General features: G+C 61.1%; 25 protein-coding genes. 9 read left to right on the top strand and 16 right to left on the bottom strand.

The window, feature by feature from the left end; translation table 11 throughout:
* Nucleotides 1–26 precede the first annotated feature (26 nt).
* The 5 genes from AB3Y40_RS05800 to AB3Y40_RS05780 all read left to right on the top strand — a co-directional run bounded on the left by AB3Y40_RS05800 (nucleotide 27) and on the right by AB3Y40_RS05780 (nucleotide 3,442).
* The gene (locus tag AB3Y40_RS05800) at nucleotides 27–1,097 is read left to right on the top strand and encodes a FliG C-terminal domain-containing protein (protein WP_369437847.1); all 1,071 of its coding nucleotides are present in this window, start codon (nucleotides 27–29) and stop codon (nucleotides 1,095–1,097) included.
* Between the two features lie 244 nt (nucleotides 1,098–1,341).
* A complete protein-coding gene (locus AB3Y40_RS05795) occupies nucleotides 1,342–1,692 on the top strand; it encodes a ScnB-like protein (RefSeq protein ID WP_369437846.1) in 351 nt (116 codons plus the stop codon).
* A complete protein-coding gene (locus AB3Y40_RS05790) occupies nucleotides 1,679–1,948 on the top strand; it encodes an SH3-like domain-containing protein (protein WP_369437845.1) in 270 nt (89 codons plus the stop codon). Before AB3Y40_RS05795 ends, AB3Y40_RS05790 begins: the two co-directional genes overlap by 14 nt.
* Entirely contained in the window at nucleotides 1,938–2,573 is a 636-nt protein-coding gene (locus AB3Y40_RS05785; RefSeq protein WP_369437844.1) for a nitrile hydratase subunit alpha, read from the top strand. Before AB3Y40_RS05790 ends, AB3Y40_RS05785 begins: the two co-directional genes overlap by 11 nt.
* Complete coding sequence (locus tag AB3Y40_RS05780; protein ID WP_369437843.1) at nucleotides 2,570–3,442, top strand: lysophospholipid acyltransferase family protein; 873 nt, start codon at nucleotides 2,570–2,572, stop codon at nucleotides 3,440–3,442. Before AB3Y40_RS05785 ends, AB3Y40_RS05780 begins: the two co-directional genes overlap by 4 nt.
* Here the strand turns inward: AB3Y40_RS05780 and AB3Y40_RS05775 are convergent.
* A complete protein-coding gene (locus AB3Y40_RS05775) occupies nucleotides 3,439–4,128 on the bottom strand; it encodes a DUF1223 domain-containing protein (protein ID WP_369437842.1) in 690 nt (229 codons plus the stop codon). The genes AB3Y40_RS05780 and AB3Y40_RS05775 overlap by 4 nt on opposite strands.
* Before the next feature lie 209 nt (nucleotides 4,129–4,337).
* On the opposite strand from AB3Y40_RS05775, the gene acnA reads away from it, so the two are divergent.
* Complete coding sequence (gene acnA / locus AB3Y40_RS05770) at nucleotides 4,338–7,025, top strand: aconitate hydratase AcnA (protein WP_369437841.1); 2,688 nt, start codon at nucleotides 4,338–4,340, stop codon at nucleotides 7,023–7,025.
* Nucleotides 7,026–7,319: 294 nt separating this feature from the next.
* Here the strand turns inward: acnA and AB3Y40_RS05765 are convergent, their stop codons facing one another.
* Nucleotides 7,320–7,679: a DUF1801 domain-containing protein gene (locus tag AB3Y40_RS05765; RefSeq protein WP_369437840.1), complete on the bottom strand. Its 360-nt coding sequence runs from the start codon at nucleotides 7,677–7,679 to the stop codon at nucleotides 7,320–7,322.
* Nucleotides 7,676–8,038: a nuclear transport factor 2 family protein gene (locus tag AB3Y40_RS05760; RefSeq protein ID WP_369437839.1), complete on the bottom strand. Its 363-nt coding sequence runs from the start codon at nucleotides 8,036–8,038 to the stop codon at nucleotides 7,676–7,678. The genes AB3Y40_RS05765 and AB3Y40_RS05760 overlap by 4 nt, the downstream gene beginning before the upstream one ends.
* A 14-nt stretch (nucleotides 8,039–8,052) precedes the next feature.
* Here AB3Y40_RS05760 and AB3Y40_RS05755 point away from each other — a divergent pair, with 14 nt between their 5' ends.
* Entirely contained in the window at nucleotides 8,053–8,436 is a 384-nt protein-coding gene (locus AB3Y40_RS05755) for a helix-turn-helix domain-containing protein (protein WP_369437838.1), read from the top strand.
* A gap of 40 nt (nucleotides 8,437–8,476) precedes the next feature.
* On the opposite strand, the gene AB3Y40_RS05750 is transcribed toward AB3Y40_RS05755, so the two are convergent.
* The 9 genes from AB3Y40_RS05750 to yajC are packed head-to-tail and all read right to left on the bottom strand — an operon-like array spanning nucleotide 8,477 to nucleotide 14,438.
* On the bottom strand, nucleotides 8,477–9,016 hold the full coding sequence (locus tag AB3Y40_RS05750; protein ID WP_369437837.1) for a DsbE family thiol:disulfide interchange protein: 540 nt from the start codon (nucleotides 9,014–9,016) through the stop codon (nucleotides 8,477–8,479).
* Nucleotides 9,009–9,149, bottom strand: coding sequence for a heme exporter protein CcmD (gene ccmD / locus AB3Y40_RS05745; protein ID WP_369437836.1), 141 nt, complete (start codon nucleotides 9,147–9,149; stop codon nucleotides 9,009–9,011). The genes AB3Y40_RS05750 and ccmD overlap by 8 nt, the downstream gene beginning before the upstream one ends.
* Nucleotides 9,142–9,870 carry a heme ABC transporter permease gene (locus tag AB3Y40_RS05740; RefSeq protein ID WP_369437835.1) on the bottom strand — a complete coding sequence of 243 codons (729 nt, stop codon included), beginning with the start codon at nucleotides 9,868–9,870 and terminating at the stop codon, nucleotides 9,142–9,144. Before AB3Y40_RS05740 ends, ccmD begins: the two co-directional genes overlap by 8 nt.
* 42 nt (nucleotides 9,871–9,912) lie before the next feature.
* On the bottom strand, nucleotides 9,913–10,569 hold the full coding sequence (gene ccmB / locus AB3Y40_RS05735) for a heme exporter protein CcmB (RefSeq protein WP_369437834.1): 657 nt from the start codon (nucleotides 10,567–10,569) through the stop codon (nucleotides 9,913–9,915).
* A complete protein-coding gene (gene ccmA, locus AB3Y40_RS05730) occupies nucleotides 10,566–11,180 on the bottom strand; it encodes a heme ABC exporter ATP-binding protein CcmA (RefSeq protein ID WP_369437833.1) in 615 nt (204 codons plus the stop codon). The genes ccmB and ccmA overlap by 4 nt, the downstream gene beginning before the upstream one ends.
* 5 nt (nucleotides 11,181–11,185) lie before the next feature.
* Nucleotides 11,186–11,533 (bottom strand): Mth938-like domain-containing protein, encoded by a 348-nt coding sequence (locus AB3Y40_RS05725; RefSeq protein WP_369437832.1) that lies wholly within the window; start codon nucleotides 11,531–11,533, stop codon nucleotides 11,186–11,188.
* Nucleotides 11,533–12,501 carry a protein translocase subunit SecF gene (gene secF, locus AB3Y40_RS05720; protein ID WP_369437831.1) on the bottom strand — a complete coding sequence of 323 codons (969 nt, stop codon included), beginning with the start codon at nucleotides 12,499–12,501 and terminating at the stop codon, nucleotides 11,533–11,535. The genes AB3Y40_RS05725 and secF overlap by 1 nt, the downstream gene beginning before the upstream one ends.
* A 2-nt stretch (nucleotides 12,502–12,503) precedes the next feature.
* Nucleotides 12,504–14,138 (bottom strand): protein translocase subunit SecD, encoded by a 1,635-nt coding sequence (gene secD / locus AB3Y40_RS05715; RefSeq protein WP_369437830.1) that lies wholly within the window; start codon nucleotides 14,136–14,138, stop codon nucleotides 12,504–12,506.
* Nucleotides 14,139–14,156: 18 nt separating this feature from the next.
* On the bottom strand, nucleotides 14,157–14,438 hold the full coding sequence (gene yajC, locus AB3Y40_RS05710; RefSeq protein ID WP_369437829.1) for a preprotein translocase subunit YajC: 282 nt from the start codon (nucleotides 14,436–14,438) through the stop codon (nucleotides 14,157–14,159).
* A gap of 288 nt (nucleotides 14,439–14,726) precedes the next feature.
* Between yajC and serS the strand changes: the two genes are divergently transcribed.
* A complete protein-coding gene (gene serS, locus AB3Y40_RS05705) occupies nucleotides 14,727–16,019 on the top strand; it encodes a serine--tRNA ligase (protein ID WP_369437828.1) in 1,293 nt (430 codons plus the stop codon).
* Here the strand turns inward: serS and AB3Y40_RS05700 are convergent.
* On the bottom strand, nucleotides 16,016–17,191 hold the full coding sequence (locus tag AB3Y40_RS05700) for a DUF2235 domain-containing protein (RefSeq protein WP_369437827.1): 1,176 nt from the start codon (nucleotides 17,189–17,191) through the stop codon (nucleotides 16,016–16,018). The two genes, serS and AB3Y40_RS05700, sit on opposite strands and share 4 nt — an antisense overlap.
* Before the next feature lie 97 nt (nucleotides 17,192–17,288).
* Here AB3Y40_RS05700 and AB3Y40_RS05695 point away from each other — a divergent pair, with 97 nt between their 5' ends.
* Complete coding sequence (locus tag AB3Y40_RS05695; protein WP_369437826.1) at nucleotides 17,289–17,993, top strand: V-type ATP synthase subunit I; 705 nt, start codon at nucleotides 17,289–17,291, stop codon at nucleotides 17,991–17,993.
* Here the strand turns inward: AB3Y40_RS05695 and der are convergent.
* Genes der through AB3Y40_RS05680 form a run of 3 tightly spaced genes read right to left on the bottom strand, consistent with a single transcriptional unit; the run spans nucleotide 17,990 to nucleotide 21,457 of the window.
* Nucleotides 17,990–19,438, bottom strand: coding sequence for a ribosome biogenesis GTPase Der (gene der, locus AB3Y40_RS05690; RefSeq protein WP_369437825.1), 1,449 nt, complete (start codon nucleotides 19,436–19,438; stop codon nucleotides 17,990–17,992). The genes AB3Y40_RS05695 and der overlap by 4 nt on opposite strands.
* A 48-nt stretch (nucleotides 19,439–19,486) precedes the next feature.
* Nucleotides 19,487–20,779 (bottom strand): PQQ-like beta-propeller repeat protein, encoded by a 1,293-nt coding sequence (locus AB3Y40_RS05685; RefSeq protein ID WP_369437824.1) that lies wholly within the window; start codon nucleotides 20,777–20,779, stop codon nucleotides 19,487–19,489.
* A 21-nt stretch (nucleotides 20,780–20,800) separates the two neighbouring features.
* Entirely contained in the window at nucleotides 20,801–21,457 is a 657-nt protein-coding gene (locus AB3Y40_RS05680; protein WP_369437823.1) for a tetratricopeptide repeat protein, read from the bottom strand.
* Nucleotides 21,458–21,662 lie beyond the last annotated feature (205 nt).

Below are 21,662 nucleotides of genomic sequence, written 5' to 3'. Positions count from 1 at the left end.
AGGGATGTGTCGCGTAGAGATGCGCCATGTCAGTCAGTCCCGCGCCCGTCCCCGCAGCGCCTTCGCCGCTTGCCCATCTGACCCGCCGCCGCAAGGCCGCGCTGGTGGTGCAATTGCTGATCAGCGATGGCAATAAATTGGCCCTGTCGTCCTTGCCAGAGGCTGTGCAAGCCGAATTGGCGCAAGAGCTGGGCAAGATCAGGTTGGTCGACCGCGACACGGTCAACGCAGTGGCAGAGGAGTTTGCAGGTATCCTTGCCTCAATCGGGTTGTCGGCACCGGGCGGTGCCAGTGCGGCGCTTGCGGCCCTGTCCGAACATATCTCACCCGCTTTGGCGCGCAAATTGCAAGCGGAGCTGGACGCCCAGAAAGGCAGCGATCCCTGGCCGCGCATCGCCAGTCTTGAGCTGGACCAACTTTTGCCGATTTTTCAGGCCGAAAGTGTTGAGGTGGGGGCGATTGTGCTGTCGAAACTGACAGTTGAACGCGCAGCAGAGGTGTTGGGCGGATTGCCCGGTGATCAGGCGCGGCGGATTACTTTTGCGGTCAGTCAGACTGAAACAGCGACCCCCAGCGCCATCGCCCGGATCGGAGAGGCGCTGGTGCAGGACTATTGCCAGACGAAAGAAGTGGCGTTTGAAAAGCCGCCTGTTGACCGGATTGGCGCGATCCTCAATTCCAGCCCTGCGTCAACGCGCGACGATCTGCTGGACGGGCTCGAAGGCAGCGATGCGGATCTTGCCAAATCGGTGCGCAAAGCGATCTTTACATTTGCCGATATCCCGGCGCGGATGCAGCCCACGGATATACCGGCGGCCCTGCGCAGTGTTGACCCTGATGACCTGAATACTGCGATTGCCTTTGCGCTCGCCTCTGACGGACCGTTGAACGATTCCGCGGAACATGTGTTGGCCAATATCTCGCAACGGATGGCCGGGCAGATGCGTGAAGATGCAGAAGAGATGGGCAAGGTCAGCACCAAAGTCGGGGAGGCCGCGATGAACAAGGTCACCGCGGCTATCCGTGCCCTTGCAGATGCAGGCACGATCAAACTGATGTCCCCCGACGAAGAAGGCGACGAGGCAGAGGCGGCCTAGGGCCGGTTTGATACCTTGGGCGGTGCCGTTCTGCGAAAGCAGAGCGGATTGAGGCGCGTTGGCGTGGGCGTTCCTCCATCAACCGTGACACCGCAGGGTCTGGACCGTGATGCCGAGAGGCTGGATCGTCGCGCAGGAAGGTTTGGATCGTGATCACATGTGGTTTGAACCGCGTTGCCGCAGTGTCTGGACCGTGATGCCGGAGGGTCTGGACCCTGACGGGCAGAGCGCCTAGCTTGCGGGCATGGCAGAGACATCTTTCACAGGCCGCCGCTGGCACGACATGGGCGGCGATGCGGCGGGTCCGGTTCCATCGGATCAACATGATTTTTCCCTGTGGGAAAAACGCGTGGATGCGCTGATGGTGCTGTGTTCCGGCAAAGGGCTGTTCACCGTCGACGGGCTGCGCCGCGTGCTGGAAGACATGGGGCCGGACAGCTTTGAAACGATGAGCTATTATGAGCGTTGGATCGCTTCGGTGAACCAGAACCTGATCGAAGCGAGGGCCTATTCGACAGCAGAGCTGGCCGCCAAGATGGCCGAGGTGCAGGCGCGCGGCACAACCTATGGCGAGGCCGCGGATGCAACGCGTTAGAGTCCGCGCCGATATGCCCCCCGGTCATGTCCGCACCCCCGCCTATCTGCGCGGCAAGACAGGCGTGACAGAGCGGATTCTGGGCCCCTTCCCCAACCCCGAAGACCTGGCCTATCGCCACGCAGGCACGCCGCTTGATCTGCATCGGGTGCGGTTTCGAATGGGTGATCTGTGGGGTGCTGGCGCAGAGCGGCCTGAAGACACGCTTGAGGCCGAAATTTATGCCCATTGGCTGGAGCCCGCAGATGCCCCATGACCACCACGATCATTTGTCACCGTCAGGCCATCCCTATCGGCCGGATGACGACCATCCGCTGACCTATTGGCAAACGCTGGAAATCGCTGTGCGCGAATTGCTGGTGGAAAAAGGCGTCACCACAGCGACCGAGATTGCAGGCCAAATTGATGCGATGGATGCGCGCAACCCGGCGATGGGGGCCGCAGTTGTTGCCCGCTTCTGGACGGACCCGAATTTTGCAAAGGCGCTGCTTGCCGATGGGTCAAAGGCCACGGCAGAGATGGGTTATGACATTGGTCCGATGAAGCTGATCGCGCTGCCCAACACGCCCAAACTGCACAATGTGGTCGTGTGTACCTTGTGTTCGTGCTACCCGCGCAACCTGCTGGGGTTACCGCCTGATTGGTATAAATCGCGCGCCTACCGGTCCCGCACGGTGCGTGAACCGCGCCGGGTGCTCGCCGAATTTGGCGTCACCTTGCCCGACACGGTCGAAGTGCGGGTGCACGACAGCACCGCCGATATGCGCTATATCGTGATCCCAAACCGGCCAGCAGGCACCGAGGGTTGGGGAACAGATGATCTGGCAGCACTGGTCACGCGCGACAGCATGATCGGCACCGGGCTTGCCCGCACGCCATGACGGACCGCACCGATTGGCTGGCTGATCGCGCGCTGCGCGGGCTGATCGGCAGCGTGATGCGCCTGCCCTACGCCAGCCGCGTGCCGATGATGGGCAGCACATTGCGCCGCGCGATTGGCCCGCTGGCGGGCTATCGGCGTCGGGCGATGCGCAATCTGGCGCTGATCTATCCCGACATGCCAGACGTCAAACGCCGCCAGATTGCCGGGGCGGTTTGCGACAATTTTGGTCGGACGCTGATCGAAAACTATTCCCATCAGGACTTTGCCCGGCATTTGCGAGGGACCGAAGCCACCGGTGAAGGCATGCTTGCCCTCGCGGAGGCAGCTGCAAAGGCGCGGCCCGTGATTTTTGTGACGGGGCATTTTGGCAATCACGAAGCGCCCCGGCAGGTGTTGACCCGGTTGGGGCACACCATTGGCGGGCTTTATCGTCCGATGGCGAATGCCTATTTCAACGCACATTACGCCAAGACCATGACATCCTGGGGCGGTCCGGTGTTTGCACAGGGGTCAAAGGGCACGATCGGCTTTGCGCGGCACCTTAAATCAGGTGGGATGGGCACGCTGCTGTTTGATGTCAACAGTGATGCAGGTGAACCGATTGATTTCATGGGACGGACCGCGATGACGGCGACCTCGGCGGCGGATATGGCGCTGAAATTCGATGCGCTGGTGCTGCCCTATTTTGGCACGCGCAAAGCGGACGGATTGCACTTTGACATCGTGGTTGAAGCACCGATTGCCCTAAGTGACCCGATCACCATGACAGCCGAAATGAACGCCCGGCTGGCCGCACGCGTGCATCAGACGCCCGAACAATGGTTCTGGGTGCATCGCCGTTGGAAAAACAAGCAGGGCCGGATTTAGCGCAGGCGCGCGGCCCCGAGGATCGGGCCAGAGGTGCCGTCCTGGATGATCACCACAACCGGTTCTGCACCTGTGACCTGCGCCTGCATGGACAGCGGCTGTTGCGGGTTCCAGCGGCCCGCGACCTGCCAAGAGGTTACAGTATTTGTGTATGTGATTGTCTTGCCGGCGTTCTCACCGCGCTTAATGTCGCGGGTAACGGCAGGCACATAGCGCACGACCTGTACAACAGCCTCGCGCGGCAGTGCGCCGCGACCGGTCGCGTTGATTTGCAGACGGTCGCCCGACCGTGACAGGGTGACGGACACCCGATCAGCGGCGGCATTATGAGCCTGGATTGCATCCATCACCTGCATCGGACGCGAGCCGATCACATGGTCCACCCCGCCGATCACCATTTGCGGCGTGTAGACTGTGGCAGAGCCTGCAGCCTCGGCAAAGCCCTTTTGGCGGCGGGTGAACGCAGGGCTGGCAAGGTCATCCTTCCACCCCAGATAGTCCCAGTAATCGACATGCAGCGCCAGTGGAATGACGTCCCCCCGCGTCGCAAGCTGCGCCAGCATCGCGTCAGCAGGCGGACAGCTGGAACAGCCTTGCGAGGTATAAAGCTCGATCACCGTGTCCGCAGACGCGGCACCACCGGTCAGGGTGGTTGTCAGGGCAAGGGCAGCAAGCAGTCGGCGCATATCGAATCCCGTTCATTTTCGTGTACAAGATCGGTCTATCGGCCAAGGACTGTAATGACCAATCAACCAATTGCGACGTATTGGTGAGGGATGTTTCAAGGCCACAATAGAAATGTATGCAATTGTATGCCGAAAATGCTTGAACCTGTCCGCGCCTTGGGGCAAAAGCGCCTCAACAGCCAAAATTCCATAGCCAAAAGGGGAAAATCATGACCGTCACAGTCGGCATTGATACCGCAAAGACCCGTAAAACCCTGACTGTAGGCGATCAGTCGGTTGCCTATTATTCCATTGCTGCGGCAGAGGCCGCAGGCCTGGGCGATTTTTCCAAGCTGCCTGCCGCGCTGAAAGTGGTGTTGGAAAACATGCTGCGGTTTGAGGACGGCAAGACTGTCACCACCGACGACATCAAGGCGTTTTCGGACTGGGCCACCAAGGGCGGTCAAAACCCACGCGAGATTGCGTACCGCCCTGCCCGCGTGCTGATGCAGGACTTCACCGGCGTGCCTGCCGTGGTCGACCTTGCCGCGATGCGTGACGGGATTGTGGCCCTTGGCGGTGACGCCCAGCAGATCAACCCGCTGAACCCGGTGGATCTGGTCATCGACCACTCGGTCATGATTGACGAGTTCGGCAACCCGCGTGCGTTCCAGATGAACGTGGACCGCGAGTATGAGCGCAACATGGAACGCTATCAGTTCCTGAAATGGGGCCAATCGGCGTTCAATAACTTCCGCGTGGTGCCGCCGGGCACAGGCATTTGCCATCAGGTGAACCTGGAGTATTTGGCGCAGACCGTCTGGACCGACACTGACCAGAACGGTGAGGAGGTCGCTTATCCCGATACGCTGGTTGGCACCGACAGCCACACCACGATGGTCAACGGTCTGGCCGTCCTTGGATGGGGTGTTGGCGGGATCGAGGCAGAGGCCGCGATGCTGGGTCAGCCGATTTCCATGCTGATCCCCGAAGTTGTGGGCTTTGAGCTGACGGGCGAGATGATGGAAGGCACGACCGGTACGGACCTTGTGCTGAAAGTGGTCGAGATGCTGCGCGAACACGGTGTTGTGTCGAAGTTCGTGGAATTCTTTGGCGACGGTCTGGACCGCCTGCCACTCGCCGACCGGGCGACAATCGCCAACATGGCACCGGAATATGGTGCGACTTGCGGTTTCTTCCCGATTGACGGCGAAACTCTGCGCTACCTGCGCAACACGGGCCGGGACGAAGACCGGATCGCGCTGGTCGAGGCTTATGCCAAGGAAAACGGGTTCTGGCGTGATGCCGATTATGCGCCCGTTTATTCCTCGAGGCTGAAGCTGGACATGGGCACGATTGTCCCCGCGATTTCCGGGCCGAAGCGGCCGCAGGACTATGTGGCCCTGACGGACGCCAAGTCAGCTTTCGCCAAGGAAATGGAAGAGACCTTCAAGCGCCCGATGGGCAAGGAAGTTGCCGTCGCGGGCGAGGACTACACGCTTGAAAGCGGCAAGGTGGTGATCGCCTCGATCACGTCCTGCACCAATACCTCGAACCCATATGTGATGATCGGCGCAGGCCTTGTGGCCCGCAAGGCGGCGGCCTTAGGTCTGGACCGCAAGCCGTGGGTCAAGACATCGCTGGCGCCGGGTAGCCAGGTTGTGAGCGAATATCTGGAGGCTGCGGGCCTGCAAGAGGATCTGGACAAGATCGGGTTCAACCTTGTGGGCTATGGCTGCACGACCTGCATCGGCAACTCTGGTCCGATCCAGAAAGAGCTGTCAGAGGCCATCGCAGAAGGCGATTTGGTGGCCACGTCAGTTCTGTCAGGCAACCGGAACTTTGAAGGCCGGATTTCGCCTGATGTGCGGGCCAACTACCTCGCCTCTCCGCCCTTGGTGGTGGCCTATGCGCTGGCCGGGACGATGGACATTAATCTGGCAACCGATCCCATTGCACAGGACAAGGACGGCAATGACGTCTATCTGAAAGACATCTGGCCAACCTCTGCAGAGATCAACGCGCTTGTTGAAAAGACAGTCACCCGCGAAGCGTTCCAGAAGAAATACGCGGACGTCTTCAAGGGCGATGAAAAGTGGCAGTCGGTTGAGGTGACGGATTCCGAGACTTACGACTGGCCCGCAACCTCGACCTATGTACAGAACCCGCCATACTTTCAGGGCATGGCCAAGGAACCCGGCACGATCAGCAACCTGAAGGATGCCAAGGTGCTCGCGATCCTGGGCGATATGATTACAACCGACCACATCAGCCCGGCCGGTGCCTTCAAGGACACGACGCCCGCAGGCAAGTATCTGATCGAACGGCAGGTGCCGGTGCGCGAGTTCAACTCTTACGGGTCGCGCCGCGGCAATCACGAGGTGATGATGCGCGGGACATTCGCCAACATCCGTATCAAGAATGAGATGCTGGATGGTGTTGAAGGCGGCTATACCAAGGGGCCCGATGGCGCGCAGACCTCGATCTTTGAGGCCGCGATGGCGCATCAGGCCAATGGCACACCGCTGGTGATCTTTGGCGGCGAGCAGTATGGGGCTGGATCGTCGCGCGACTGGGCAGCGAAGGGCACGAACCTGCTGGGCGTGAAGGCCGTGATCGCGGAGAGCTTTGAGCGGATTCACCGCTCCAACCTTGTTGGCATGGGCGTGATCCCGTTCGAGTTTACCGGTGGTGACACCCGCAAGACGCTGGGCCTGACCGGCGACGAGGTGGTCAGCATTGACGGATTGGACAGCGTGCAGCCCCTGCAGGTGGTGGATGCGCATATCACGATGGCGGATGGCGCGACGAAGTCGATCAAGGTCAAATGCCGCATCGATACCGCGATCGAGGTTGAGTACATCGAACATGGTGGTGTGCTGCACTATGTGCTGCGGAACTTGGCTGCGGCGGCTTAAGCAGCCTACTGTCTGACAAACAAAGCCCCGCTTTTGCGGGGCTTTTTTGTTTGGATGGCTGAATTGCGTCCTGAGCGACATCATGCCAAGTCCGGGCACTGCCCGACCTGGAGGGCATCCGCAACCGTCCTGTGGCGCGTGGCAACGCCACATGTCCGACGTCATTCGGCTTGAGAGGTTGCAAAACTGCCCTCCTGGGGGAGGTCGGGCAGTGCCCGGACTTGCGCCGGGCGGTTGCGCTTGGATGGTTCTGTCTCGCGTTAGGTGGACGGTGGTTTGGTCCGCATTTTGCCCCTACCCATCCTGCATGTCGCACCACGCCTTTACCACGCCCACCAGTTGGTCCCGTTTGGCTGCGAGGTCGTCGGCATCGGCGAACTTCATCGAGCGGCCCTCAGCGGCGTCGCCTTCCAAGGCTGGCCAGTTGCCGGGGATGGTCGCGCCCTTGTGGAACATCAGTGAGGCGTGTTTTTTGGCCTTGGGAAAGAACGACGCGATGTTGCCCTTGTAGACGAAGGTGGGCGCCTGCCATTTGATACATTCGGTCACGCGGTCATCGGCGGCCAGAATGGCCTCTCGGACGGCGGCAACAAGGTCTTTCTGTGGGTTGTCGTAGGCGGCGAGCCATGCATCGACTTCGGGAGATGTGTTCATGGTTTCGGTCCTTCCAATGTTGTCACCAGTTCCGCGATCAAGCCGTCGCGCATCACATAGCGGTTGTGACCGCGCCCCTGCCCGCCGGGGATGGCGGGTGAAAAACAGGTCCAGTCGAGGTCGATCACGGCACCATTCGTTTCAACCCGGTCCACATTGATACGCATGTCGGGCATCGGGTTGTCCCAACCCAGCGCCATCGCCTGCATGACCGCGTCGCGGCCGGTGTGGCGGCGGGTTTCACCGGTAAAGGGTTCTTCATAGACCGCATCTTCGGCAAAATGGGCGGCCAGAGCCTCTGCCCCGGCCTTCCCGGCTTGCATGGCCAGAAAGAAGTTCGCAATCTGGGTGGGTAGCATCAAAGGGGTCCTTTATGTTGACGGAAGACGAAAAGGCGCATCTGGGCCGGGCGCTTGCGGCGCTGGGGCAGGATGATGCGCCGTGGCAATCGGTGGCCGCTTTGGCGCAGTTGGCGCAGGCAGGCACGGATGTCAGTGTGGATTTCAGCACAACCGAAACGCTGGGCGCACCGGTCATCATCGCGCAGCGCAGTGCGCCGCCCCTGCCCGAGGGGCTGACGCCGCGCCAGCAAGAGGTCTGCGCCCTTGTGGCCCAAGGCCTGTCGAACAAGGCGATTGCGCGGGCGTTGGACATCAGCCCGGCCACGGTCAAGGACCATGTCCACGCGATCCTGACTGCGCTGAACCTGCGGAGCCGTAGCGAAGTGGTATCGTATCTGCATCACGGCAAAGTCTAGGCCAGCCCGGCCACTCTGCCTATCCATCCAAAGATGGATGTCAGCGCGCCAATGCTTTTTCCAGTTCGGGCAGGAACCGCTGTTCATAGTCCGAGGCGACAAGCGGCCCAATGTAACGGAAGAGCACGGTGCCGTCGCCATCGACGATAAAGGTCTCTGGCGGTGCGGTCACACCCCAGTCAATTGCGATGCGCCCGCGCGGATCAAAGCCGGTGGCGAAGAACGGGTTTTCGTCCTCGATCAGATAGGCGCTGGCATCATCGGCGGCATCCCGGAAATTCACGCCTGCGATGCGCACCCCATCCGCCTGCAAGGCCAGCAAGTTGGGGTGTTCGGCGCGGCACGGCGGACACCATGAGGCCCAGAAGTTGACCAGCGTGACCTCGCCACTGCGCAAATCTGCATCCGTCAATTGGGTGGTGCCCGGCACAGCCTCTGCCGGGACACCGGGGGCTTGTTGGCCCACCAGGGTCGAGGGGATCTCTCCTGCGTTGTCGCGCATCAAGCCAGCAAAGAAGAGCCCGGCAAGGGCTGCAAAGACCACCGGGGGGATTACAAGAAGTGGCGAGACCTTAGCCATGTTCCACCTTTTCCAATGCCGCTTTGACAGCGCGCGACCGACGCACGGACAACCAAACGATCAGGACCAAAAGGGTCAGGCTGACACCGTAGGCGGCCAGCACTTCGACGGCGTATTTTCCCAGATCAGGCACGCGCGGCCCTCGCCATCAGGGCCTTGATCCGGCGGGCGCGGATTTCAGTGCGTGTGCGCAGCAAGACAAGGGCGATGAACAACAGAACGAAGCCTGCGATGCAGACCAGCAGCGGGATCCAGAAGACGTCAGCCACGTTTTCCTCGGCGTCGAGCGACAGGGATGCGCCTTGGTGCAGGCCCTGGTTCCAGAAGTTCACCGCATACCGCGACAGGATCGCAAAGACAGAGCCGACGAGACACAGAATTGACGTCAGGTCTGCGGCGGTATCTGCATCCTCGATCGCAGCCCAAAGGGCGACGTAGCCCAGATAGAACAGGAACAGGATCAAAAAAGAGGTCAGGCGCGGATCCCACGCCCAATAGGTGCCCCACATCGGCTGGCCCCAGATGGCGCCGGTGAACAGCGCCATAAGCGTCATGACAATGCCGACCGGGGCCGCCGCTTTGGCCGCAAGGGCCGAGACGTGGTGCCGCCGGATCAACCAGATCAGTGAAGCGACCAGCATCATGAACCACGTGTTGATCGCCATCAGCGCCGAGGGCACGTGCAGGTAGATGATTTTGACGGTTGAGCCCTGCCGGAAGTCGTCTGGCGTGAAGAAAAAACCCCAGATTAGCCCAATGCCAAGGCAGAGTGCCGCACCACCAAAGGCCCACGGCAAAACCGGGGCTGTCCAGCCCATGAAACGTTTCGGATTTGCGAGTTCCCACAATGACATGACGCCTAACTAGTCCTCTGGTTCCACAGGCTCAATCCCCCATCACCGCAGGTTGATGCGCAACACGGTCGCAGCCGCAAACGGAAGCAGCGCAACCGAGGCCGCAGTGATCGCGGCAAGCAGCATCAGGGGCGCGGTAGTGGACAGCCCGTCGATGCCACGGCGCACCGCCTCTGCCCCGAAGATCAAGGTCGGGACATAGAGCGGCAGCACCAGCAGTGACAGCAACAGCCCGCCGCGGCGCAGGCCGACGGTCAGGGCCGCCCCAAAGGTGCCGATCATCGACAGCGCAGGCGTGCCCAGCAGCAGGGACAGCAGCAAGATGCCGTAGCCCTGTGGCGGCAGGTGCAGCAAAAAGCCCAACACGGGTGCGGCAAGGGTCAGCGGCAGGCCAGTGGTGATCCAATGCGCGACGGCCTTGGCCAGTACCACGCCCTCGGCCGGGATCGGCGAAGTCGCGAGAAGTGCCAGCGACCCATCCTCAAAATCAAGCGCAAAAATCCGATCGAGCGACAGGAGTGCCGCCAAAAGGGACGCTACCCAGAGGATGCCGGGGGCGATGCGGGCCAGAACCTCGCGCTCTGGTCCCACACCGAAGGGGACCAGCACCACAACGATCAGAAAGAAGGCAAGACCAAGTCCAAAGCCGCCCCCTGCCCGCACGGCTAGGCGCAGATCGCGCAGGATCAGCGCCTTCATAGAAACGCCTCATCACTGCCGCCGCCTGCATCGGGGGCCGCGACAAAGGGGGTCAGGTCCAGTTCGGGCGCGTCAAGGCCAAGGTCGATGTGGGTGGCGATCACAGCGCAGCCGCCAGCGGCAAGGTGGTGGTCGCGCATCCAATCGGCAAACAGTTTCACACTGAACCGGTCGAGCGACACGGTGGGTTCGTCCAGAAACAACACGTCGCGGCCGATCACGCCCAAACGCGCAAGGCCCAGCCTGCGCTTTTGACCCGCGCTGAGCGTGCCAGCCATGCGGTCACGCAAATCATCCAAATCGAAGGCCGTAAGAATGCCATCGGGCATGGGGCGGTCGTGGACATCGGCCCAAAATGTCAGATTCTCTGTCACGGTCAGCGCGGTCTTGACCCCGTCTGCATGGCTGGCATAGGCACCTGCACCATCGGGGTAATCAATCGTGCCACGCAGCGCCGGTTGCAGGCCCGCGAGCGTGCGCAACAGGGTGGTTTTGCCGACACCGTTGGGGCCGCGCAGCACAAGCGCCTGACCGGCGGCGACGTCAAAGGACAGGTTTTCAAGGACCGGGACACCGCCGCGCGCGCAGGCCAAATCCTTGACCGCGAGCATCGCGCCTAGACCGGGATCAGGGCCAGCGCCACGCGCCGCCCTTCGCTGAGCAGCACGTTGTAGGTGCGGCAGGCGGCGGGAGAGGCCATCGCCTCAACCCCCAGCCCCGCCTCTTCCAGCGTGGTGCGGAAATCGGCAGGCACATGGGCGACATCTGCACCGGTGCCGACGAAGACCACGTCAATGTCGGCCTTCGACAGGGTGTCGGTGTCGGTATAGCCGCCCCATGAGCTGACACCAGTTGGCAGCACAAGCACAGGCCCTTCGAAGACTTGACCGCCAATGCGGAAAAAGCCGGGGCCATAGCCATCCACGGGCTTGGCATCGGTATATGTCACCTCATTGAGGCGCATCAGGCGTCGATATCCGCATAGCGGTTGCCTTTGTCGAGGTTCTGCTTGGACCAGTCCCGCTTGACGCCCAGCACCAGCAGGATCGCGGTGGCCACGAAGATCGAGGAATATGTGCCGATCACCACGCCCCACATCATCGCAAAGACAAAGCCACGGATCACATCACCGCCCAGCACAAAGAGCGCCAGAAGCGCCAGCAGTGTCGTGCCGGAGGTCATCAAGGTCCGGCTGAGGGTTTCGTTGATCGAGACGTTCAACACCTCTTTGAGGTCGCGTTTCTTGTATTTGCGCAGGTTTTCACGGACGCGGTCAAAGACGATCACCGTGTCGTTGATCGAATAACCGACGATGGTCAGAAGGGCCGCGACAATGGCAAGGTCAAAGCGGATTTGCAGTTCTGAGAAGATACCAACGGTCAGGGCCACGTCGTGGACCAGTGCCAACACCGCGCCCACGGCAAACTGCCATTCAAAGCGCAGCCAGATGTAGAACAGGATCGCCACAACCGCGAGGGCGACGGCGATGAATGCTGTACGGATCAATTCGCCCGAGACCTTGGGGCCGACGGATTCAACGGATGTCTGGTCAATCGTGGGGTCGACTGATTGGAGCGCGGCCATCACTGCGGCGACTGTGTCCGAAGATACGGCCTCATCGCCTTCTTGTGCAGAAATACGGATCATTGCGACGTTTTGGTCAGCCTCGAACGTGGGGTCGAACACCTCTGTGATCGAGACATCGCCCAATTCGAGCGGCTCAAGGGCTGCGCGATAGGCGCCGACGTCGACGGCGACCTCGCCATCGGTGCGTATCGAAGTCCCGCCCTGAAAGTCGATGCCGTAGTTCAGGCCCTGGATCGCAAATGAGATCAACGCCACTACGATCAACGCCATCGAGATGCCAAGCCAAAGCCGCGCGCGGCTGAAGAAGTCGAAATTGGTGGTTTCCTTGACCAGTCTCAGGCGCATCTTCAGACCTCGATTGTTTTGGGGCGACGACGGGCGAACCAAATCGCGATCAGCGCACGTGTGACGAAGATGGCCGTGAAGACCGATGTGATGATCCCAAGGCCCAGCGTGATGGCAAAGCCGCGCACAGGGCCAGAGCCCATGACATAAAGGATCAGCGCGGTGATAAAGGTTGTGGTGTTGGCATCGATGATCGACGACAGCGCCTTTTCATAGCCCAGTTCGATCGCGCGTGCCGGTCCTTTGGCGGTTTTGAGTTCTTCGCGGATTCGCTCAAAGACGATCACGTTGGCGTCCACCGCCATACCGATGGTCAAGACGATGCCCGCGATACCCGGCAATGTTAACGTAGCCCCGATCAGGGACAGAAGGCCAAAGATCAGACCGACGTTGACCACAAGGGCCACGTTGGCAAAGACCCCAAAGAGGCCGTAGCTCGCAAACATGTAAAGCAGCACGGCAAGGCCCGCGACGAGGCAAGCGACCTTGCCCGCATCAATGCTGTCTTGTCCAAGTTCCGGTCCGATAGTGCGTTCTTCGAGAAAGGTGAGTTCTGCGGGCAAGGCCCCTGCCCTGAGCAGGATCGCAAGTTCGGTCGATTCCTCGACTGAGAAGTTGCCGGTGATGATGCCGGACCCGCCGGGAATATGGCTTTGGATAACGGGGGCGCTGATCACCTGATCATCCAGCACGATGGCAAAAGGTGAGCCGATGTTGTCCAGCGTATAGTCGCCGAATTTACGTGCGCCCGAGACGTTGAAGCGGAAGTTGACGGCGGGCCGCCCGTTTTGGTCAAAGGCGGGCTGGGCATCGACCAATTCCTCGCCCGTCACAACGGGTTGCTGTTCGAGGATGTAGAACACGCCTTCTTCGTCGATGGATGGCAGGGTTTCATTGCCAGCGCCTGCGGGTTGGTCAGCTGAAGATGCGCGGTTCACAACAGGCTGAAACGTCAGCTGCGCTGTCTGGCCGATCAAATCCTTGACCTCTTGCGCAGAGCCGACGCCGGGCACCTGCACAAGTACGCGATCAACGCCCTGGCGCTGGATGGTGGGTTCGCGTGTGCCCGCCTCATCAATGCGGCGGCGGATAATTTCCAGCGACTGCTGCATGGTGCGTTCGTCGATGGCGGCCTGTTCCGCTTCGGAAAGTTCAATCGTGATCAGCGGGCCCTGATTGCTGACGACGATGTCGGTGGTGCCGACCCCGGTGATCGACTGCACGGGCCGCGCAAGGCCACGCACGATTTCAAGCGCGCGGTCGATGCCGGTGGGTTCGGAAATGCGCACCCGCAGGATATTGGGTGCGGCCGATTCATCGCGTTCGACAAAGCCGACGGTGTCACGCTCTGCGGCCAGCGCATCGCGGACTTCTGGCCATGTGGCCAGCATAATTGCCTCGTGCACGTCTGTCACATGCACCTCTGCCAGCAGATGCGCACCGCCGCGCAGATCAAGGCCAAGGTTCACGAGGCCAGAAGGCAGGAAAGACGGCCAGCTGCTGTCCTCTGCCCCGGTGGCGATGGCGTCATTGTGGGCCTCTACCCGCGGGTAAAACCCATTGGGCATCGCCAGCAATAGGCCAACGGCCACCGTCAGCCAGATCATGACCTGCCGGAACGGAGAGATATTCAGCATCAGGTGCGCCCTTCAGGCTTATTTTGCAGGCTCGGTCTTGTTCAGAACGGTAGCGATGGTCGAGCGCACAACGCGGACGTTGACGCCGCTTGCGATCTCGACCTCGATCTCGTTGTCGTCTTCCTTGACCTTGGTCACTTTGCCGACGATGCCCCCTTGGGTGATCACGCGGTCACCGCGGCGCAGGGCCGCCACCATGGCCTGATGTTCCTTCAGCTTTTTCTGCTGTGGCCGGATCAACAGGAAATACATGATCCCGAAGATCAACAAGAGCGGAATGATTTGGCCAATACCCTGCATGGTCGTCCCTTTTACTGGTCATGCGCTACGGGATTGCCCCATGCGCGAAAGTCGCGGCACATTATGTGCCGCACCCCTGATTGGCAACCGTCGTTGCGCCCATTTGGGGCGCGCGGATGCACTGCTTTGACAGGCCATATATGAATGGCAGCGCGCTGCACCAGTCCCAAAGGGCGCTGACGCGACCGAAGGGCGCAGTTTTATGCAATCACGCGGCCTGCGCCCCCTTTTCGGGCGGGTCCTAATCAGGCATATGACCCGCACCCTATCAACCAAAGGAATGATCCGATGCATGACATCAAAACCATCCGTGAGAACCCCGGCGCATTTGATGCCGCCCTTTCTCGTCGCGGGATGGATGCGATGTCATCCCGCGTGCTGGACATCGACAGCGCCCGGCGTGCGGCTATTCAAAAGGCCGAGGATGCACAGGCGGAGGCCAATAAGGCCGCCAAGGAAGTTGGCGCAGCCAAGGGGCGTGGGGACGAAGCAGAGTTTGAACGCCTGCGCGCGCTGGTCGCTGAAAAGAAGGGCGAAATTGCCAGCCTGCAAGAGGCCGCCAAGGCGCATGACACAGAGCTGCACGATCTGCTGCTGGCGATCCCGAACCTGCCCTATGACGATGTGCCTGACGGCGAAGACGAGGACGACAACGTCGAAATTCGCCGCGCAGGCAGCCCGCGCAATTTCAGCTTTGATCCCAAAGAGCACTATGAAATCCCCGCCGTGCAGGACGGCATGGATTTTGAAACTGCCGCGAAGCTATCTGGAAGCCGCTTTGTCCTGCTGTCGGGCGCGGTTGCGCGGCTGCACCGGGCGCTGGCGCAGTTCATGCTCGATGTGCATGTGGAAGAACACGGGTTGACCGAAACCATCACGCCCGTGCTTGTCCGTGAAGAGATGATGATCGGCACCGGGCAACTGCCAAAGTTTGGCGAGGACAGCTATCAAACCACAAACGGCTGGTGGCTGATCCCCACCGCCGAAGTGACGCTGACCAATATCGTGAATGGTGTGACGGTGGATGAGGATTATCTGCCGCGCCGCTATGTGGCCCATACCCAGTGTTTCCGGTCCGAGGCAGGGAGTGCCGGGCGCGATACGTCGGGCATGTTGCGCCAGCACCAGTTCGAAAAGGTCGAAATGGTGTCGATCTGCCATCCCGACCATTCGGATGCAGAACATCAGCGGATGACCGGGTGTGCCGAGAAAATCCTTGAAAAACTGGGGCTTGCCTATCGCACCGTGGTGCTTTGCACGGGCGATCTGGGTGCGGGCATGCGCAAGACCCATGACATCGAGGTTTGGCTGCCCGGGCAGAATACCTATCGCGAGATCAGCTCTGTCTCGGTCGCGGGGGATTATCAGGCGCGGCGCATGAACGCGCGGTTCAAGCCCGCAGGCGGCGGCAAGCCGCAGTTCGTGCATACGCTGAACGGGTCCGGTCTGGCCGTGGGGCGCGCGCTGATTGCGGTGCTGGAAAACGGCCAGCAAGAGGATGGATCAGTTGATCTGCCTGCGGCCTTGCATCCCTATCTGCGCGGCAAGACGCGGATCACGGCAGACGGCGCGCTGACCTAACTCAAAAGGGCTTGCAGGCGCGCGATCACCCAGCGCAATGCGCCGGGTTGGTATGCGCCTGCAGTCTTTGCAAAGCGTTCACGCGCGGCATCCGCCACGCAGCACAGATCATGTGGGCCGTCACGGTCTTTACTGCTGAGCGCCAGCAACTTGTTGGGCAGTCTGGGTCGCGTCGTGGCGTTCAGCGGGCCAAGGATATTGCGTTGCTTTTCAATGCGCGCGCGGACCTCTGGCCGCAGATCAAGGCCAGCGGCTTGCGCACCCTCGGCCACCCAATCAAAGCTATAGGCGGCCAGCCCGCGTTGATCGCCCCCGCCGCCGATGGACCCGTGATCGCCGGGAAACCATTCTTCGCGGTAGTCCCAATTGGGTGCGGTGTCGGGATCAAGCGGCAGGTCGGTGGGCAGGCCAAGGCGCTTGGCGTTGAGGAATTCCAGATTGCTCCATTGCGTTGGCGGAAAGGTTTTGCGCCGCTCATCCAGCGCCACGGCATGGCGCGCGGATTTCACGGTTTCCGACAGTTCGGTGTCGTGAAATTGATGCCTGCTGTTCAGCAAGGGTGCGGCCATCCAATAGCCCGGCACACCCATTGCGCCCACCGTGTCCCAAACCCCCAGAAACTTGATGTCCAGCAACACCGGATTGCCAGGGCGGGATTTCTGACGCCATGCCAGTTCTTCCGGGGTGGTGGCGGTGTCAGGCGCAAATTCGGCCCGCCACAGAAATTTGGACGGGTGATTAGCGTCGCGTATGTCATGTTTGGGGCGGCGGTATTCCTCGATCGCTTCGGGGATGCGATGCGCGTTTTCGCGCGGGCAGATGCCGACGGCGCGTAGCAGGCCCGCAAGGGACCGCGCGGTATAGGCCCCGCGCGAGAAGCCAAATATATAGATTTCGTCGCCCGGTTCATAGGAAAACACAAGGCTGCGGTAGGCGTCTTCAATGTTCTGGATCAGGCCCCAGCCAAGCGCGCCGCCCATCGCACGGTCCGTGAAGCGCGCCAGCGCATTGGACCCACGCCCAGAGCCCACACCCATGAAATAAAAGATCTGCTGAGATATCTTGTCATCTGCCGTCTGTTTGACGGCGCGCGCCATGCGCACGACGTTGGTTTGCGACTTTGAGTCGTGTCTGTTCCACGTCCCGTCGCAGAAAATTGCAATGCGTTTCATGCCAATCGTCCCGATTGAAATGACGTTATCCTTGCCAAAAGTGCAATGTGCCACAAGTCAGGTGTTCCCGACCTTCCTTGAACCTGACAGAGACCCGATGACCGCTTTTCTTACCTTTGCACTCGCCCTGGCCTTTGCAGTCGCCCCGGCGCTGACCTCGCCCTTTATGGGATTTACTGAAGACCAACTGCCCAATCCTCAAATTGATCCGCCGATCCAGCCAGCGGGTTATGCCTTCGCGATCTGGGGGTTGATCTATGGTTGGCTGCTGGTGTCGGCGGGCTATGGCTTGTTGCGGCGACGTCATGCAGCGGACTGGAAGGCCGCGCGCCAGCCGTTGATCGTCAGTCTGGCGGTTGGTGTGCCGTGGTTGTCGATTGCCAACGCCAGCGCGATTTGGGCCACGGTCACCATCTTCATTATGGCGGGTTTCGCCATCCTTGCGTTGCTGCGCGCACCGGATGCGGATCGCTGGTGGCTGCAAGCGCCCATCGGCATTTATGCCGGTTGGTTGACGGCCGCGTCATTCGTGTCGCTTGGCAGTACCGCGGCGGGGTATGCAATACTGACCGATAGCTTTGGCTGGGCTTTGATCGGCATTGCCTGTGCGCTTGTCGTCACGGTGGGCGTCATGCGCCGCAAACCCGGTGCGCCAGAATACGGATTAACGGTCGTTTGGGCACTGATCGGTATCATTGTCAGCAATCAGACGCAGGTGATTGCCGTGTCAGCGGCGGCCGCAATTGGCGCGGCCTTGCTGATTGCTATGACACTGAGAAACAGCAGCGTTTCAGAGGCTTAGCTACCCTTCTTGAGGTGCTTTGACAGGCGCGAGGGCTGGGACGACTTCTTGCCCTTGTAGGGGTTCTTGTCGCCCTGATCCCGCAAGGTCAGCCGGATCGGCGTACCGGGCATGTCGAAATCCTCGCGCAGGCCATTGACCAGATAGCGGGTGTAGGATGCTGGCACTTGATCGGGGAATGAGGTCATCACCACAAAGCCCGGCGGACGGGTTTTGACTTGCGTCATGTAGCGCATCTTGATCCGCTTGCCGCCCGGTGCGGGCGGCGGGTGCTGTTCAAGCATGCCGGTCAACCAGCGGTTCAACTGAGCGGTGGTGACGCGGCGGTTCCAGACGTCATGGGCGCGCATGATCGCCTCTTGCAGACGATCTAGGCCCCGACCCGTCTTGGCCGACACGGTGATCAGCGGCGCGCCCTTGAGCTGCGGCAACATGCGCGCAAATTCTTGTTTCAGCTTTTTCAGCTTGTCCTGTTTTTCGTCTTCGACGTCCCATTTGTTGACCGCAATGATCACGGCGCGGCCTTCACGCTCTGCCAGATCAGCGATGCGCAGGTCCTGCTGTTCAAAGGGGATTTCGACGTCGAGAAGGACAACAACGACTTCAGCAAACTTGACGGCACGCAACCCGTCGCTGACCGAGAGCTTTTCGAGCTTTTCCTGCACCTTGGCCTTTTTGCGCATGCCAGCGGTGTCAAAGATGCGCATGGGCACACCGCCCCAGTCGGTTTGCACGGAAATTGCATCACGGGTGATGCCCGCTTCTGGCCCGGTCAGCAGGCGTTCTTCGCCGAGGATCTTGTTCACAAGCGTGGACTTACCCGCATTGGGGCGGCCAACCACAGCGATTTGCAGCGGTTTGTTCTGTGTCGGCACGCGGGCTACGTCTTCGTCATCTTCGCCGACGTCCACATCGGTTTCGGGCGCATCGGCCGCGGCGCGTTCGGCGAACTGATCGGCCAGTGGCAGCAGCATGTGATAAAGTTCATCCAGCCCTTCGCCATGTTCGGCAGACAGGCGGATCGGTTCGGTCAAGCCAAGGCCATAAGCCTCAAGGAACCCGGCTTCGCCCGCTTTGCCTTCGGACTTGTTGGCCGCGAGGATCACGTTGGCGTTTTTCTTGCGCAGGATGTCGGCGAAAATTTCGTCCGTGGGCAGCACACCGGCACGGGCGTCGATCATGAAGAGGCAGACATCGGCCATTTCAACGGCACGTTCGGTCAGGCGACGCATACGGCCCTGCAGGCTGTCGTCGGTGGCGTCTTCCAGACCGGCGCTGTCAATCACTGTGAACCGCAGATCACCGAGCCGTGCTTCGCCTTCGCGCAAATCGCGCGTCACGCCGGGCTGGTCATCGACCAGGGCGAGTTTCTTGCCAACCAGACGGTTGAACAGCGTGGATTTGCCCACATTGGGACGCCCCACAATGGCAAGGGTAAAGGTCATCTTTGCGACTCCGGCCTATCAGAGCCGGGGCGATACACCATCCGTGCGCTAACGGAAAGCCACCAACTGCCCGGCCTTGGTCACCACATAAAGCGTACCACCGGCAACGGCGGGGTGCGATGCGGCCCCACCGGGCAAGGCGGCATTGCCGACGAGCGCGCCAGAGCGGGGATCAAAGGCCCGCACCTGACCGTCAGAGGAGGCAACGATCAGGCGGCCACCTGCCAGCACCGGGCCGTAATGGGCATAGACCGAACGGCGCTGGCGAAAGACGCCGCCCTCTTCGAATTGCGGCAATTGGGTGCGCCAGACGGCGGTGCCAGTTGCCGCATCAAGGCGCACGAGTTCGTTGATGTCGTTGACCAAAAAGACCGCGTTGCCCACGGGCCAGACCGGGCTGACAGCACCATCATTGGCGGTCCAGATCCGTTCGCCTGAAAAGGCGTCGATGGCGGCTGTGCGCCCGGCGACGTTGCCAACGTAAACGCGGTCGCCGTCAATGACCGGATCGCCCCCGATATCGGACACCAGTGCGCCCGCTGTCCCTGTCCGGGCACCGGACACGGCTGTGGACCAGCGGCGCAGGCCGCCTTGCGGGAAGGTCGCGACCACTTCGCCGCTGTCAAAGGGGAAGATCGCCAGATCGCCCGCAACCGCAGGCCCTGCCCCGCCCGCAAAGGCCGAGACAGAGGGTGTGCCGGATTGCTGCCAGCGCACGCGGCCATTGCTGACCTCAATCGCCCAAGCGGTGCTATCGCGACCGACCACATACAGCAGATCGCCGGATACGGTGGGTGCTGATGTGCCCGGCGCATCAAGGTCTTGCGTCCAAAGCGTGCCACCGCTGGCGGCATCAAGGGCTGTCACCTCGCCAAAGCCAGAAGTTACAAAAAGGCGGCCATTGCCATAGGCCAGACCACCGCCAGAGGCATCGGTGCGGTTGTCGTTGCCCGGCTGCACATCCGCGACCCAAACCGGCGCGCCGGATGTGGCGGTGGCTGTGACACGGGCGCGGGAATCGAGGGTGTAGATGACACCATTGGCCACGACCGGATCAGCGGTGATGCGCGCCTTGCGGCTGTCGCCTTCGCCGATGTTGACGGCGAAAATCTGGTTCAGCCCCGACAAGGCCGGGTGCGTGATCGTGTGATCCGCCTCGCCGTTGCGATGGGTCCAATTGGCATTGAGCCGGGTGGCGGGCAAGGCGATGGGTGCTGTGGTATTCACGCCGTCGCCTGGGCGGATTGCTTCGCGCGTGCCGGGCAGGATCACATCCGGCTCACCACAGGCAATCAAAAACGACAGGCTGAAACAGGCGGCAAACTTGGTCTTGGCAATCACGAAATCAGCCCCTTTGGCGTCTTATTGCAAGGTCGCGAGGCCGGGAAGCTCCGCGCCCAGCGCCACCATTAAGGTTTGCGCCCGCACAAGCAAGCCCCGCGGGACACCGGCGTCTTCGACAATGGCGGTAAGTCGCGTGATCGCGGCGTCAGGATCGCCTGCGGCCAGATCAGCCAGCGCAAGCTGTTCCTGCGCCAAAAGCGCAAAGGGCAAACCGGGCTGCGCCATCGCTTCGAGGCTGGTGCGCCGTGTCGCTGGATCGGGCTCAAGCAAGGCGGCCTTAAACGCCGCAAGCTCGTTATAAATGACCGGCACATCGGTGTTCACGGTAAGGTCTTGCAGCGTTGCAACCGCCGCGGCGGTATCGCCCGCCTCTTGCTGGCTGGCCGCTGTAATCAGCGCGGTCACTGCAACGGCGGATCCTTCTGCCTCGACCTCGGCCACGGCGGCCATGCGGAATTCAGGGTCATTCTGCGACAGGGCATTCATCAGCGCATCACCTGTGGCCTGCGCCTTGGCGGTCGCTTGTGCCTTGTTGTATTCGTTCCAGGCAGCCCCGCCCACAAGCACAACAATCAGCACTACAGCGATCCAGCCATAGCGCCGCAGATAGCCATAGAGCTGGTCGCGGCGGACCTCTTCGGTCACTTCATTGATGAAACTGTCACTGTCGCTCAACGGCTTGTCCTTTGTGTCGCGCGGTGGGCGCGTTTGATCGTCTTGCGGGGGCGTGTTTTGGGTGCCTTTGGTGGGCGCGCGCCGCTGCTTTGCAGCTTCATATCGTGAAGCATCACGGAATGCCAAGACCTGCGGCAGACACGCTCTTGCGATCCGTGGCGAAGCCATCTAAACTGAACCGAACAGTTCAGCTTGGATTCCTTGT

It is taken from the genome of Yoonia sp. R2331, assembly GCF_041103235.1.
In the GTDB taxonomy this organism is placed as follows: Bacteria; Pseudomonadota; Alphaproteobacteria; order Rhodobacterales; family Rhodobacteraceae; genus CANMYO01.
The sequence above is the reverse complement of the archived record's forward strand: the minus strand, read 5'-3'. Positions and strand labels throughout refer to the sequence as shown.

Excerpts from the sequence above, each read along its gene's own strand:
- AB3Y40_RS05800 (WP_369437847.1), top strand. The coding sequence starts at position 27 with ATGTCAGTCAGTCCCGCGCCCGTCCCCGCAGCGCCTTCGCCGCTTGCC.
- AB3Y40_RS05795 (WP_369437846.1), top strand. The coding sequence starts at position 1,342 with ATGGCAGAGACATCTTTCACAGGCCGCCGCTGGCACGACATGGGCGGC.
- AB3Y40_RS05790 (WP_369437845.1), top strand. The coding sequence starts at position 1,679 with ATGCAACGCGTTAGAGTCCGCGCCGATATGCCCCCCGGTCATGTCCGC.
- AB3Y40_RS05785 (WP_369437844.1), top strand. The coding sequence starts at position 1,938 with ATGCCCCATGACCACCACGATCATTTGTCACCGTCAGGCCATCCCTAT.
- AB3Y40_RS05780 (WP_369437843.1), top strand. The coding sequence starts at position 2,570 with ATGACGGACCGCACCGATTGGCTGGCTGATCGCGCGCTGCGCGGGCTG.
- AB3Y40_RS05775 (WP_369437842.1), bottom strand. The coding sequence starts at position 4,128 with ATGCGCCGACTGCTTGCTGCCCTTGCCCTGACAACCACCCTGACCGGT.
- acnA (WP_369437841.1), top strand. The coding sequence starts at position 4,338 with ATGACCGTCACAGTCGGCATTGATACCGCAAAGACCCGTAAAACCCTG.
- AB3Y40_RS05765 (WP_369437840.1), bottom strand. The coding sequence starts at position 7,679 with ATGAACACATCTCCCGAAGTCGATGCATGGCTCGCCGCCTACGACAAC.
- AB3Y40_RS05760 (WP_369437839.1), bottom strand. The coding sequence starts at position 8,038 with ATGCTACCCACCCAGATTGCGAACTTCTTTCTGGCCATGCAAGCCGGG.
- AB3Y40_RS05755 (WP_369437838.1), top strand. The coding sequence starts at position 8,053 with ATGTTGACGGAAGACGAAAAGGCGCATCTGGGCCGGGCGCTTGCGGCG.
- AB3Y40_RS05750 (WP_369437837.1), bottom strand. The coding sequence starts at position 9,016 with ATGGCTAAGGTCTCGCCACTTCTTGTAATCCCCCCGGTGGTCTTTGCA.
- AB3Y40_RS05740 (WP_369437835.1), bottom strand. The coding sequence starts at position 9,870 with ATGTCATTGTGGGAACTCGCAAATCCGAAACGTTTCATGGGCTGGACA.
- ccmB (WP_369437834.1), bottom strand. The coding sequence starts at position 10,569 with ATGAAGGCGCTGATCCTGCGCGATCTGCGCCTAGCCGTGCGGGCAGGG.
- ccmA (WP_369437833.1), bottom strand. The coding sequence starts at position 11,180 with ATGCTCGCGGTCAAGGATTTGGCCTGCGCGCGCGGCGGTGTCCCGGTC.
- AB3Y40_RS05725 (WP_369437832.1), bottom strand. The coding sequence starts at position 11,533 with ATGCGCCTCAATGAGGTGACATATACCGATGCCAAGCCCGTGGATGGC.
- secF (WP_369437831.1), bottom strand. The coding sequence starts at position 12,501 with ATGCGCCTGAGACTGGTCAAGGAAACCACCAATTTCGACTTCTTCAGC.
- secD (WP_369437830.1), bottom strand. The coding sequence starts at position 14,138 with ATGCTGAATATCTCTCCGTTCCGGCAGGTCATGATCTGGCTGACGGTG.
- yajC (WP_369437829.1), bottom strand. The coding sequence starts at position 14,438 with ATGCAGGGTATTGGCCAAATCATTCCGCTCTTGTTGATCTTCGGGATC.
- serS (WP_369437828.1), top strand. The coding sequence starts at position 14,727 with ATGCATGACATCAAAACCATCCGTGAGAACCCCGGCGCATTTGATGCC.
- AB3Y40_RS05700 (WP_369437827.1), bottom strand. The coding sequence starts at position 17,191 with ATGAAACGCATTGCAATTTTCTGCGACGGGACGTGGAACAGACACGAC.
- AB3Y40_RS05695 (WP_369437826.1), top strand. The coding sequence starts at position 17,289 with ATGACCGCTTTTCTTACCTTTGCACTCGCCCTGGCCTTTGCAGTCGCC.
- der (WP_369437825.1), bottom strand. The coding sequence starts at position 19,438 with ATGACCTTTACCCTTGCCATTGTGGGGCGTCCCAATGTGGGCAAATCC.